Raw genomic sequence first — 13,434 nt, 5'->3', positions numbered from 1 at the left:
CGGGAACGGAGTCCGGCTTCGACCCGGCCACGGTAGGCCGGTCGGGGGCGGTGGCGGGCGGAACCTCACTGGCGCTGGTGAGGACCGGTCCGGGTCCGGGCGGAAGGGCGCCCGACGCCGCCCTCCGCGTCCGCCGCCCCCGCTACGGACCCTGGTGACCGCCGTCCAGGCGGACGATCTCCCTTTCCAGCGGGCCGAGTTCCCCCTGCCCGTCCGCCTCCAGCCGGACTATCTCCTCCCGCACCGCGGTGAGTTCCTCCTGACGCCCCATGACCGCCAGCTGCAGACCGTAGGCCTCGAGCACGACCATGAGCAGCTGCGCCCGTCCGGCCTCCAGGGAGTGCATCCGGCGGGCGGCCCCGACCGCCTCGGCCCGCAGGGCGAGGGCCGTGCCGGGCTGATCGGCGAAATCCTGCCGGCTGTAGGTGCACAGTGCCCGGGCCAGCTGGGGCAGATAGGCGAGCGGGCTCACCTGGGCGAGTACCCGGTAGGCGGCGACCTCCTGTCGGGTGGTCAGGGTCTGGGAACCGAGGAGGGCCACTCGGGCCCGGAGTACCACGTCGTGGTTGATGTGCGCCGTGTGATTCATGACGCTGATTCTGAAAGCCGCGAAGGGGCCCGAACAAGGGCAATCCACTGTGCTCTTGATCCTACGAAAACGTGCTCTGACCTGTCATGATGGATACGTCTTCACCCCTGCGCCCGCTCGGCGCCCCGGTCATCCGGCCAGGAAGGACAGCCGGACCCGACGGCGGGGGTTGTCCCGGTTGGTGTCCACCAGAGTGACGGACTGCCAGGTTCCGATTGCCAGCGTTCCGTCGATCACCGGAAGCGTCGCGTGCGGCGGGACGAACGCGGGCATGACGTGGTCACGCCCGTGGCCCGGAGAGCCGTGGCGATGCCGCCACCGATCGTCGGCCGGCAGCAGGGACTTCAGGGCGGTCAGCAGGTCTTCGTCGCTGCCCGCTCCCGTCTCGATGACGGCGAGCCCGGCGGTCGCGTGCGGCGTAAAGATGTTGAGGAGTCCACTCCGCCCGCGCGCGACCTCCTGAAGGAAGGCGGCGCAGGCGGAAGTCAGGTCGTGGACGGTCTCCCGGTTCCCGGTCGTCACGTCGACGGTGCGCGATACGAAGGCGTCGGCCATGGCGCCATCCTGCCGCCGCACCCGTGCGCGACGGCGCAACCCGGCCGGCTGTCCGCGCGGAGGTGATCGACCGTCACTGGGCCGCCAGGGGTTCCGGTTCGCGGGGTCGGCCGGACACAGCGGCGGACCGCCGACATGACGTTCGCGCGCCGCAGGACGTCCGGGGCGCGGGTGCAACCTCCTCGCCGCGCCCGTTGGGCGCGGCCTGCCGGGGGAAGCGCGCTTCGGCATCGAGCGGCCGCGGCGGGGTGGTGAAGGTCGTGCGGGCGAACCTGCACGCCGTCGGTGCGGCGGGCGTTCTGTGGGTGTGGAACGACAACTGGAGCGGGCATACCTTCCATGCTTACCTCCACAGTCCGCACAGCCTTCGGTTGAAAGGATGATCGGTGACCTCTCAAAGCATTCATCAGTCTTCTGATGAGCATGTACCGGTACTCCGTGGCGCGACGACGGTGGAGTGGGCGACGGGCATGGTGATGGCCCTGGCACCCTGCGGGGCCCGTGAGGCGCGGTTCGCGTTGGCGGCGGCAGCCGAGCGGGCGCGGGTACCGGTGGCGGACCTCGCGGCCGCGGTGGTCGCGGGCTCGCTCGGGGACCCCGTACCCGCCCGGTGGGATCGCGCACTGCGGCGCGCGGTCGAGGCCCTGCGGAGCGCCCGGCCGGGGGCGGAGGGCGAACGCGGCGTGGGGCTACTGCCCAGCCGGACCCGGACCGAGGACGCCCTGGCGCGGTTCCGGGCGGCCCGGGAACGGCTCGCCGGGGCCCCCGGTGACGCGGTGGCCCGCGGCGCCATGGACGACATGGCCTACACCCTGTGTGTGCTGATGGGCCGCTCGACCGTGCACGAGGCCGTGCTGGCGGCCGAACGACACCTGGCCGCAGCGCACTGACCCGACCGGCGGCCGACCGGGCCGGCACCGGAGCCCGGCGGGGCCGGCCGGGCTCCGGTGCCGTCGTCGAGCGCGGAGGCGAGTCCGATGCACTCGACGTCGATCTGGTCGGCCGGCTCCGCCAGGACCGCGGAGAGGCCGCGGGCGGTCGACGGGCCGCGCGGGGCGGAGCCCGTGTGCGGCGCCCGGGCAGGGGTAGGCGCTGGACGTACCGGAGCGTCCGTACGGCAGTGAGGAAGTCGTCATGCCCCGCGGTTCCAGCCCCAAGAGGGAACGACAGTACGAGCACATCAAGGACAGCGCCGAGGAGCGCGGTGAGAGCCCCGAGAGGGCGGAGGAGATCGCCGCGCGGACCGTGAACAAGGAGCGGGCCCGGGCCGGCGAGACGAAGACGGCGAGCAGGACCTCGCTGGAGGACATCTCCTCGGGCCGGCGCGGCGGATTGCGCTCCCACAAGGGGGCCGGAGGCCCCACCTACGACCAGCTCTACGAGGAGGCCAGGCGCAGGAACATCCACGGCCGCTCCTCGATGGACAAGGCGGAGCTCAAGCGGAAGCTGGGCCACTGAGCGCGGTGGGCGGACGGAGCGGTCCGGTGGGCGAGCACGCGCCGCGCCGGACGGCGCCGACCATTGAGCGGAGCGGCAGCCTAGGCCGGTCGGCGCAGGCGGCGGATGATCAGGGCACTCCCGGGGTAACCGCACCGCGTGATCACATTCGGCGTCGAAGAGGAATACCTCCTGGTGGACCCGGTGACGGTGCTGCCGGTACCCGGGGCCGAGTACGTGCGCAGGGCGGCCGGTCTGGGCCCGATCGCGGAGGACGGCGAGATCCAGGACGAGCTGCTCCAGGCACAGGTCGAGGTGGCGACGCCGGTCTGCACGGAGCTGGAGGAGGTCGGCGGCCACCTGCTGCGGCTGCGGCACGCCGTAGGCTCGGCCGCCGAGGAGCACGGCTGCCGGGTCGCCATGGCCGCCGCGGCACCGCTGCGCGACCCGTCGGCGGTGCCGGTCACCCGCAAACCGAGGTATCTCAGGATGGAGGGCCAGGCCCGGCAGCTGGTGGACGAGCAGCTGATCAACGGTATGCACGTGCACGTGGGGGTGCCCGATCCGGCGACCGGCGTCGCAGTGCTGAACCGCATCCGGGTTTGGCTGCCGACCCTGCTGGCCATGTCCGCGAACTCTCCGCTGTGGGACGGCAAGGACACCGGCTTCGCCAGCTGGCGCACGATCGTCTTCGGCCGCTGGCCGGTCAGCGGCCCGCCCCCCTACTTCGACGGGCACGCCGACTACGAGCGGCGGATCGACGCGCTGGTCGCCTCCGGGGTGATCGCCGACCGGGGTCAGCTGTACTGGCAGGCACGGCTGTCCGACCGTTTCCCGACCGTCGAGGTGCGGTGCCTGGACGTGCAGCTGCGGGCCGACGACGCGGTCATGCTGGCCGGTCTGGTGCGCGCCCTGGTCACGGTCGCCCTCGCCGAGGAGAAAGCCGGGGCCGCGCCCGCGCAGTGCTGTCCGGAACTGCTGCAGGCCGCCAACTGGCACGCGGCCCGGCACGGCCTGAACTCCACCCTGGTCGATCCCAAGGGTCGCTGCCGCAGCAGCGGTGACGTGCTGTCCTCCCTGCTGGCCCACGTCGCTCCGGCACTCGCCGAGTCCGGCGACGAACGCGAGGTGGCGTCGCTCGTGCACCGGCTCCTCCAGGAGGGGACACCGGCCGACCGGCAGCGCCGCGCCCTGCGGGAGGGCGGCATGCCGGCCCTCAGGAACCTGATCGTGGGCGACTCCCCGTCCGGCTGAGCCGGGTGGCAGGCGCGGACCGGGGGGACGAGCGGACCGGGCGGACGCCCCCGCCGACCGTTTGCGTCGTGCGATGCTGGTGGGCATGACCTTGGAGGACCTGGTGAGGCTGCGCCGTGCCCGGGACGTGATCGACCGCGACTACGCGGAGCCGCTGGATGTTCCGGCGCTCGCGCAGGTCGCCCTGATGTCCCCCGGGCACTTCTCCCGCAGCTTCCGCGCCGCTTTCGGGGAGACCCCGTACAGCTATCTGATGACCCGCCGCGTCGAACGCGCGAAGGCGCTGCTGCGGCGGGGCGACATGAGTGTGACGGAGGTCTGCTTCGCCGTCGGGAGCACCTCGCTGGGATCGTTCAGCTCGCGATTCACCGAGCTCGTCGGCGAGAGCCCCAGCGCCTATCGGGCTCGCGCGCACGAGGCGGGCGAGGCCATTCCGGCGTGCGTCGCCAAGTACATGACGCGACCGGTCAGGGGCGGGCGGCCGCCCGGTGACCAGGGCACGGCACCCGTCGCGGATCCGGTCAGAAATGGAGAAGCGAAAACGGCGGGCGCCTCGTAGCGTCGAAGCCATGAACATCAATCTCTCGCAGTGCTTCATCGCGGTGGACGACCACGACAAGGCGATCGCGTTCTACCGCGACGTCCTGGGCCTGGAGGTGCGCAACGACGTCGGGTTCGAGGGGATGCGCTGGGTGACCGTCGGGTCGCCCTCGCAGGACGTCGAGATCGTCCTCGAACCGCCGCTCGCCGACCCCGGCGCCCCCGCCGCGGACCGGCAGGCGATGGCCGAGCTGCTGGCCAAGGGCATGCTGCGCGGCGTGATCTTCTCCACCGACGACGTCGACGCCACCTTCGAGCGCATCCGGGCGGCCGGCGGGGAGGTCATGCAGGAGCCCATCGACCAGCCGTACGGAGTCCGTGACTGCGCGTTCCGCGACCCGGCCGGCAACATGCTCCGCTTCAACCAGCCCCGCAAGCAGTAGCACCACCTTCCCCTCACGGGCCGCGGTCACGTCCACGCCATCCGGCGTGACCGTGACCGCGGCCCTCCCCATGGACGGAGACACCTCGCGCATGGCCACGCGGAACACCACGCCGCCCCCCGCCCGGCACGCTGCCGACAGCCACGACCTGATCCGGGTGCACGGCGCCCGTGTGAACAACCTCAAGGACGTGAGCATCGAGATCCCGAAACGCCGACTGACGGTGTTCACCGGGGTCTCCGGATCCGGCAAGAGCTCGCTGGTCTTCGACACGATCGCCGCGGAGTCGCAGCGGCTGATCAACGAGACGTACAGCGCCTTCGTCCAGGGGTTCATGCCGACGCCGGCCCGGCCCGAGGTCGACGTGCTCGACGGGCTGACCACGGCGATCATCGTCGACCAGCAGCGGATGGGCGGCGACCCCCGCTCGACGGTCGGCACCGCGACCGACGCCAACGCGATGCTGCGCATCCTGTTCAGCCGGCTCGGCAGCCCTCACGTCGGCTCACCCAAGGCGTTCTCGTTCAACGTCGCCTCCATCAGCGGTGCGGGTGCGGTCACCGTGGAGCGCGACGGCCGGACCGTGAAGGAGCGCCGGTCCTTCAGCATCACCGGCGGCATGTGCCCGCGCTGCGAGGGCCGCGGCTCGGTCACCGACCTGGACCTCACCCAGCTCTACGACGACTCCAAATCGCTCAACGACGGCGCCCTCACCGTCCCCGGGTACAAGCCGGGCGGCTGGAGCTACCGGCTGTACAGCGAGTCGGGCCTCTACGACGCCGACAAGCCGATCCGCCGCTACACCAAGAGGGAGCTGCACGACTTCCTCCACCGCGAACCGGTCCGGATGAAGATCGCGGGCATCAACATGACCTACGAGGGGCTCATCCCCCGCATCCGGAAGTCGATGCTCGCCAAGGACCGGGAGTCGATGCAGCCGCATATCCGGGAGTTCGTGGACCGTGCGGTCACCTTCACGACCTGCCCCGACTGCGACGGCACCCGGCTCACCGAGACGGCCCGGTCGTCGAAGATCAAGGACGTGAGCATCGCCGACGCGTGCGCGATGCAGATCAGCGACCTGGCCGCATGGGTCGACTCCCTCGACGAGCCCTCGGTGGCACCACTGCTCGGCTCCCTCCACCACACCCTCGAATCGTTCGTCGGGATCGGGCTCGGCTACCTCTCCCTCGACCGCCCCGCAGGCACCCTCAGCGGCGGCGAGGCGCAGCGCGTCAAGATGATCCGCCACCTGGGGTCCTCGCTCACCGACACCACCTACGTCTTCGACGAACCCACCACCGGTCTGCACCCGCACGACATCCAGCGCATGAACGGCCTGCTGCTGCGGCTGCGCGACAAGGGCAACACGGTGCTCGTGGTGGAACACAAGCCGGAGACGATCGCGATCGCCGATCATGTCGTCGACCTCGGTCCCGGCGCCGGGACAGCGGGCGGCACCGTCTGCTTCGAGGGGACCGTCGACGGACTGCGCACGAGCGGCACCATCACCGGACGGCACCTCGACGACCGCGCGGCCCTGAAACCCGCGGTACGCGAACCCACCGGCCGGCTGGAGATCCGCGGCGCCGCGACGCACAACCTGCGCGACGTCGACGTCGACATCCCGCTGGGCGTGCTCACCGTCATCACCGGGGTTGCCGGCTCCGGGAAGAGCTCGCTGATCCACGGTTCGATCCCGGCCGGCGAGGGCGTTGTGTCGATCGACCAGGGTGCGATCCGAGGCTCCAGGCGCAGCAACCCGGCGACGTACACAGGGCTGCTCGACCCGATCCGCAAGGCCTTCGCCAAGGCGCACGGGGTCAAGCCGGCGCTGTTCAGCGCCAACTCGGAGGGGGCCTGCCCCACCTGCAACGGCGCGGGAGTCGTCTACACCGACCTGGCGATGATGGCGGGTGTGGCGGTCACCTGCGAGGACTGCGAGGGCAAGCGGTTCCAGGCGTCGGTTCTCCAACACCGGTTGGGCGGTCGCGACATCAGCGAGGTGCTGGCGATGTCGGTGACCGAGGCCCTGGAGTTCTTCGGATCCGGTGAGGCGGCCACCCCGGCAGCGCACCGCATCCTCGGCCGGCTCTCCGACGTCGGGCTGGGCTACATCAGCCTCGGCCAGCCCCTCACGACGCTGTCCGGCGGCGAGCGGCAGCGCCTGAAGCTGGCCACGCACATGTCCGGGAAGGGCGGGGTCTACATCCTCGACGAGCCGACCACGGGACTCCACCTCGCCGACGTCGAACAGCTCCTCGGCCTACTCGACCGGCTCGTGGACTCGGGCAAGTCGGTCATCGTCATCGAGCACCACCAGGCGGTCATGGCGCACGCCGACTGGATCGTCGACCTCGGGCCCGGCGCCGGCCACGACGGCGGGCGGATCGTCTTCGAGGGCACACCCGCCGACCTCGTCGCCGACCGGTCCACCCTCACCGGGGAGCACCTGGCGGCCTACGTCGGCGCCTGACGGCCGCGGGGTCCGCGGCCCCACCGCCGCGGACCCCGCGGCCGATCCGGCCGGGTGCGGTGCGGCCGGGCCGGGTGCGGGGCTGGGTCCGGCACACGGTTCCCGCCAACTCTGGCTGTTCCCGGACGAGTTGCGCGCTATCTGACTATCTTCTACGGGGCACATCAGTTCGCCCCAGGAGGTCAGATTGCAGCCCAGGCGCTCCTTCGCGCTCCCCGGCCCGTTACGCCGCTCCCACCTGCTCATAGCCTTCGCCCTCGGCTCCCTGCTGATCGGCCTGACGCCCTGGCTCGGCGTCACGAGCACCGCAGCGGCCGGCCGCGCACCGGGGCCGCGGGCCGCGCCCGTGCCCACCGACCAGCAGGCGGCGGTGCAGTCGCCGCACCACGGCGTCGCGCCGGCGAACGCCATGGAGCCCACCGCCCCCGTCCTCGACCGGGCCGGGTGGACGGCGAGCGCGAGCGACGAGGAGACCACCGGCGAGAACGGCCGCGCCGCCAACGTCCTCGACGGCGACGCCACCACCATCTGGCACAGCAAGTGGACCGGCACCCCCGCGCCCCTGCCGCACAGCATCACCATCGACATGCACCGCACCGCGGTCGTCTCCGCCCTCGTCTATCGGCCGCGTGCGAACGGGCCGAACGGGCGCGTCGGCGAGTACGGCATCAGCGTGAGCGCCGACGGCCAGAACTGGGGCACCCCCGTCGCCACCGGCACGCTCGCGGACGACGCCACCACCAAGACCCTCGGCTTCGCCCCGACGGGCACCCGGTTCGTACGACTGACGGCGACGACCGAGGCGGGCAACCGCGGGCCCTGGACCTCGGCCGCGGAAATCAACCTGCTGGGCGACCCGGGCACCCCCGAAGCCACCGTCGACCTGTCCCGGGCCGGGTGGACGGCGAGCGCGAGCGACGAGGAGACCACCGGCGAGAACGGCCGCGCCGCCAACGTCCTCGACGGGAACGCCACCACCATCTGGCACAGCAAGTGGACCGGCACCCCCGCGCCCCTGCCGCACAGCATCACCATCGACATGCACCGCACCGCGGTCGTCTCCGCCCTCGTCTACCAGCCCCGCGCCGACGGCCCCAACGGGCGTGCCGGCTCGTACACCGTGGCGACCAGTACCGACGGCACCTCCTTCGGCGCCGCGGTGGCATCCGGCACCTGGCGGGACGACGACACCGTCAAGACCGCCACCTTCATCCGTGCCGAGCAGGCCCGGTACGTACGTCTCACCGTGACCGCCGAGGCGGGCGGCCGGGGTCCCTGGACCTCGGCGGCGGAGATACGCCTGAGCGGGCCCGCCAACCCCGCCGTACACGGTTCCTGGGGCCGGATCATCGGCTTCCCCCTGGTCCCGGTGGCCACCGCCGCCCTGCCCGGGGACAAGCTGCTCGCCTGGTCCGCGTACGCCGTCGACCGCTTCGGCGGCAGCAACGGCTACACCCAGACGGCGATCTTGGACCTGAAGACGGGCAGGGTCACCCAGCGCCGCATCGACAACACCGGCCACGACATGTTCTGCCCCGGCATAGCGATGCTGGCCGACGGCCGGGTGCTGGTCACGGGCGGCAGCAACGCGGAGAAGGCCAGCATCTACGACCCGGCCTCCGACTCCTGGTCCGCGACCACCAGCATGAACATCGCCCGCGGCTACCAGGCCATGACACTGCTCTCCACCGGCGAGGCCTTCGTCCTCGGCGGCTCCTGGAGCGGGAACGCGAGCACCGACAAGGCCGGTGAGGTCTGGTCGCCCGACACCCGCACCTGGCGGAGGCTTCCCGGCGTTCCCGCCTCCCCGGCGCTGACGGCCGATCCGGCCGGGCCGTACCGCGCCGACAACCACATGTGGCTGCACGCCGTTTCGGGCGGCAAGGTGCTCCAGGTCGGCCCGAGCAAGCAGATGAACTGGATCTCCACCAGCGGCCAGGGCAGCATCACGCCGGCCGGCACCCGGGCCGACAGCCAGGACGCCATGACCGGCAACGCCGTTCCGTACGACATCGGCAAACTGGTCACGCTGGGCGGTTCTCCGGCCTACCAGGACTCCCCCGCCACGCGGCGGGCGTACACCGTGGGCATCTCGGGCAGCCAGGTCCAGGCGGCACGCACCGGGGACATGGAGCACCCCCGTGCGTTCGGCAACAGCGTCGTGCTGCCCGACGGCAAGGTGGCGGTCTTCGGCGGCCAGGCCTATCCGGTGCCGTTCAGCGATGCGACCTCGGTCCTGACGCCCGAGCTCTGGGATCCGGCGACCGGCAGGTTCACCCCGCTGGCCTCCATGGCCGTCCCGCGCAACTACCACAGCGTGTCCAACCTGCTGCCCGACGGCCGGGTCTTCTCCGGCGGCGGCGGCCTGTGCGGCGACTGCGCCACCAACCACCCCGACGGAGCCGTCTTCACTCCGCCCTACCTGCTGAACGCCGACGGTTCGCCGAAGCCGCGGCCGGTGATCACCGGGGGCGTGCCTCCCCGGACGTCGCCCGGCACGCAGCTGACGGTGAGCACCGAGTCGTCCGTGGCCTCCTTCGTCCTGATGCGGGCCTCGGCCGCGACCCACTCCACCGACAACGACCAGCGGCGGGTACCGCTCGTGTCCACGCCGGCGGGGGCGGGCTCGTACACGGTATCCATCCCTGCGGACACCGGTGTGGTGCTGCCGGGGACGTACATGCTGTTCGCCCTCGACGCCCAAGGGGTGCCGAGCATCGGCCGGTTCGTCACCGTCTCCTGAACCGGTGGGCGGTGGCGGAGGTCCGACTCCGCCCACCGCCGCCGGTGACCGGCCCACGCACCGAGGCCGGGACGGGGGACGCGTACCGGCCTTCCGTGCCCCCCTCCGTGGCCGAATCACGGCGGGGGGCACGGGTGTTCGGGTGACCGGGCTCCTCGCACGGTCGTCCACGGGTACGGTTCCGGCATGGACGTTTCCACAACCCATCCGAGCGACGACGTGGCTCCGGCCGCGGTGGTCAAGCACGCCGCACGCCGGCAACTGGCCGAACTGGGGGCGTCGGGCCTGTCCCTGGACGGCGTAGCCCGCGAGAGCGGTCTCGCCGTCGCCGATGTGCAAGCGGTCTTCCCGCACCGGGACGACCTGCTGACCACGCTCGTCATCGACGCCTACGACGCGTCCGGTTCCGCGATGGAGCGGGCCGACCGGGCCGCCGCGGACGCCGGTGCCACGGGGGGCGCCCGGCTCCTCGCGGCGGCCCGGGCACTGCGGCAGTGGTCCTTCGCCCACCCCGCCGAGTTCACCCTGATCTACGGCTCGCCCGTGCCGGGCTACCACGCCCCGCAGGACACCGTCCCGCCCGCCGCGCGCACCCCCGCGGTGCTCGCCGGCATCCTGCGATCCGCACTGGCGGCCGGCGAACTCGTCCCGCCCCGCCGGACGCTGCCGGGCGGGCTGCTGCGACCGGAGGCCCTGGAGCTCTTCGGCGGTGCGCCCGAGGCCCCCTTCGCGGACGTCGTCGAGCGCGGCATCGTGCTGTGGAGCAGCCTGATCGGCCTGCTGGTGTTCCAGGTCTTCAGCCGTACGCACGACAGCGTCCTCGACGAGGCCGCCTATTTCGACCACGCCGTCGCGGTGGCGGCCGAGACCGTCGGACTTGAGGTCCCGGTGGGCGAGGGCGACCGCTGACGTGAACGCCATCCGGACCCTCTGCTTCGCGACAGCGGCGCTCTCCTCCTACGCCGCGCTCTTCTACCGCCTGTCCCAGGCCCGGCGCAGCTGGCGGGACGGCGCCTACCGGGCACTGATCGCCACCCTGCTGCTGCAGTGCCTCACCTTCACCATGGGAGCCGTCGCCATGGGTGGTGGAAGCTTCCTGGGCGTCGGCAACCTGGCCATCCTCATCATGCACCTGGCCGCCGTGGCCTTCTGCGTCGCGGCGCAGATCATCCTGCTGCGATGGGCTGCCACGGACGAGGCCGCGGCCCGTGGGACACGGTACTGGCTCGTCACCGGCATCGTCCTCGACGTGCTGCTGACGGCCCTGTTCTTCCTGGCGGACGGACCCGGACGGCCCACCTCCGACTTCGACGGGACCAGCAGGCCGCTGCTGCTCACCTACCTCCTGGTCTTCGTCGTGTCCCAGGCGGTGCCGTGCGTGACGATCTACCGGCAGTGCGGCCCGTACGCGCGGATGACGGACAACGCCTCGCTGCGGCAGGCGCTGCGGATGCTCTCCGTCGCCGCCGTGGTGCTGTTCCTGTACTGCACGGCCCGTACGGTCAACATCCTGACCGCGGCGACCGGGGTGGACATCGGCGCCTGGAAGCTCGCCTCGAACGTCTTCAGCGCGACGGGCATCGTGATCCTCTCGCTCAGTCTGATCAACTCCTTGTGGGGGCCGCCCGTTTCCCGGCTCAAGGAGTGGGCCCGCAGCTACCGCGCCTACCGGGCGCTGCATCCGCTGTGGCGGGACCTCTACGAGTCCTCGCCGGACATCGCGCTGGAACCCCCGGGGGCGTCTGTCTCCGACCTCAACTACCGGCTGCACCGCCGGGTGGTCGAAATCCGTGACGGGTGGCGGGACTTGCGCCCGTACATCGACCGGGAGACGAACACCGCCGACGGGGCGAACGGGGAGGCGGGCGAGGAGCTGCGACAGGCGTTCGCGGAAGCGGCGCAGATCAGGCAGGCCCTTCAGGCCAAGCGGACCGGGACGGTCCCCGATCACAGCAAGGACGCGGGCGACTTCGACGACCGCGACACGGACAACTTCGTGGCGGAAGTCGCCTGGCTCACCCAGGTTGCCGCCGCCTACAGTAAGCTCAGTAAGGCGAGTTGAGAGCTCCCGCCCGGTTTGCATCCCCCGTCAAACCGGGCGGGCACTCCCGTTCCCCCGTGTTTCATCGGGCCGGACGGGTGGCTTCCGCCCGGACTGGCCCGGCCCATCCCCCGAGGGCCGGGCCAGTCCGATTCTCCGCAGCAACCCGACCCCGTTTCCCCCGTGAGTCGCGTTAGCTGACAGCTATCGGCGAGACCCAACGTTGGCGGAGTCCCGGCCAATTGTCAACTGACCGCTATTCTGGGAAACTGACGTATAGCCACGGGCTATGCCGAGGAGGTGACGGGAGGAAGGTTCACCATGACGGAGACCGAGACCGGGGGCGATGACCGGCCCCTGCTCGCAGTGCGTCTCGACGACCTGTTCAAGACGGTTCGCCCAAAGGGCAGGCACTGGACCAACGCCGAGGTGGCGGAGGAACTGAAGCGGGCCAACCCCGAACTCAAGGCCGGGGGTGTGTATCTGTCGCAGCTGCGGACCGGCAAGCGCTCCAATCCCTCGCCCGACCTCCTGGCCGCCCTCGCCCGCTTCTTCGGCGTATCGGTCGCCTACTTCTTCGACGACAAGGTGGCCGAGTCCGTCCTCAGCGAGGTCGCCGCGATCGAGGCGCTGCGGCAGTCCGGGGTCCGGGCGGTGGCGATGCGGGCGGCCGGGATGAAGAAGGAGAACCTCCAGGCCATCACGGCCATCATGGACCAGTACCGGCAGTTGCAGGGCCTGCCGCCGGTCGACGACCCGTCCGGCCCCGAATGAGGGGCGCCAGGAAGGAGCGGTCGGCGGACCAGGATCGCCGCAGCCGCCTCAAGAAGCTCCGGAAGGCCGGTGCGCAGCGGATCGCCGAACTCGACCTGCCGAAGGCGACCGACGTGGCCGAGCTGTGCCGCCACCTCGGTGAGGCACGGGGCCGCCCCATCCTCCTGGTCCCGATGCAGATGCCTGCGACGCATCCGTGCGGCATGTGGGTCGCCGCCCGCGACGAGGACCTCATCTTCTACGACGCCAACACCACCAGCGCGCATCAGGAGCACATCATCTTGCACGAGCTGGGCCACATCATCTGCTGCCATCGCGGGGCCGGCGGGCTGGACGAGACGGCCGCCCGTCTGCTCTTCCCCAACCTCGACCCCGAACTCGTACGCGACATGCTCCTGCGGGCCGCCTACGACGACGTGCAGGAGCAGGAGGCGGAGATCATCGCCTACCTGCTCTCCCAGCGGATGGGCGCCACCGGCGAAGGACGGGATCGGACGGCCTCCGCCGGGGAGGCGGAAGCCGCCGGCGATCCCGGCACGAGTGCCATGCTCCACCGCATCGAACGCACCTTGTTCTGACGTG

At 71.5% G+C, this 13,434-nt stretch carries 13 protein-coding genes; 11 read left to right on the top strand and 2 right to left on the bottom strand.

What is annotated here, in order from left to right:
* Positions 1-142: 142 nt before the first annotated feature.
* Positions 143-589, bottom strand: coding sequence for a hypothetical protein (locus tag R4Z63_RS30570; protein WP_384456038.1), 447 nt, complete (start codon positions 587-589; stop codon positions 143-145).
* Positions 590-718: 129 nt separating this feature from the next.
* Entirely contained in the window at positions 719-1,144 is a 426-nt protein-coding gene (locus R4Z63_RS30565; protein WP_037917121.1) for a secondary thiamine-phosphate synthase enzyme YjbQ, read from the bottom strand.
* 470 nt (positions 1,145-1,614) lie between these two features.
* Here R4Z63_RS30565 and R4Z63_RS30560 point away from each other — a divergent pair, with 470 nt between their 5' ends.
* The 11 genes from R4Z63_RS30560 to R4Z63_RS30510 all read left to right on the top strand — a co-directional run bounded on the left by R4Z63_RS30560 (position 1,615) and on the right by R4Z63_RS30510 (position 13,430).
* Positions 1,615-2,034, top strand: a complete 420-nt coding sequence (locus R4Z63_RS30560; protein WP_384456035.1) for a DUF5133 domain-containing protein — start codon at positions 1,615-1,617, stop codon at positions 2,032-2,034.
* Between the two features lie 244 nt (positions 2,035-2,278).
* Complete coding sequence (locus R4Z63_RS30555) at positions 2,279-2,602, top strand: plasmid stabilization protein (protein ID WP_384456032.1); 324 nt, start codon at positions 2,279-2,281, stop codon at positions 2,600-2,602.
* A 138-nt stretch (positions 2,603-2,740) separates the two neighbouring features.
* On the top strand, positions 2,741-3,835 hold the full coding sequence (locus tag R4Z63_RS30550) for a carboxylate-amine ligase (protein WP_384456029.1): 1,095 nt from the start codon (positions 2,741-2,743) through the stop codon (positions 3,833-3,835).
* 85 nt (positions 3,836-3,920) lie between these two features.
* Positions 3,921-4,394 (top strand): helix-turn-helix domain-containing protein, encoded by a 474-nt coding sequence (locus R4Z63_RS30545; RefSeq protein ID WP_384456026.1) that lies wholly within the window; start codon positions 3,921-3,923, stop codon positions 4,392-4,394.
* 10 nt (positions 4,395-4,404) lie between these two features.
* Positions 4,405-4,818, top strand: a complete 414-nt coding sequence (locus tag R4Z63_RS30540; RefSeq protein ID WP_030027260.1) for a VOC family protein — start codon at positions 4,405-4,407, stop codon at positions 4,816-4,818.
* A gap of 91 nt (positions 4,819-4,909) precedes the next feature.
* Positions 4,910-7,294, top strand: coding sequence for an ATP-binding cassette domain-containing protein (locus R4Z63_RS30535; protein WP_384455577.1), 2,385 nt, complete (start codon positions 4,910-4,912; stop codon positions 7,292-7,294).
* A 187-nt stretch (positions 7,295-7,481) separates the two neighbouring features.
* On the top strand, positions 7,482-10,037 hold the full coding sequence (locus R4Z63_RS30530; protein WP_384455574.1) for a galactose oxidase family protein: 2,556 nt from the start codon (positions 7,482-7,484) through the stop codon (positions 10,035-10,037).
* Positions 10,038-10,223: 186 nt separating this feature from the next.
* Positions 10,224-10,946, top strand: coding sequence for a TetR-like C-terminal domain-containing protein (locus R4Z63_RS30525; protein ID WP_384455571.1), 723 nt, complete (start codon positions 10,224-10,226; stop codon positions 10,944-10,946).
* A 1-nt stretch (position 10,947) separates the two neighbouring features.
* Entirely contained in the window at positions 10,948-12,099 is a 1,152-nt protein-coding gene (locus tag R4Z63_RS30520; RefSeq protein WP_384455568.1) for an MAB_1171c family putative transporter, read from the top strand.
* 300 nt (positions 12,100-12,399) lie between these two features.
* Positions 12,400-12,852, top strand: a complete 453-nt coding sequence (locus tag R4Z63_RS30515) for a helix-turn-helix domain-containing protein (protein WP_037917099.1) — start codon at positions 12,400-12,402, stop codon at positions 12,850-12,852.
* Entirely contained in the window at positions 12,849-13,430 is a 582-nt protein-coding gene (locus R4Z63_RS30510) for a toxin (RefSeq protein WP_037917096.1), read from the top strand. The genes R4Z63_RS30515 and R4Z63_RS30510 overlap by 4 nt, the downstream gene beginning before the upstream one ends.
* Positions 13,431-13,434: the final 4 nt, after the last annotated feature.

The sequence above is a fragment of the Streptomyces sp. PL-29 genome (assembly GCF_058344425.1).
Note: the sequence above shows the minus strand (reverse complement) of the source record. Positions and strands in the feature narration are given on the sequence as shown.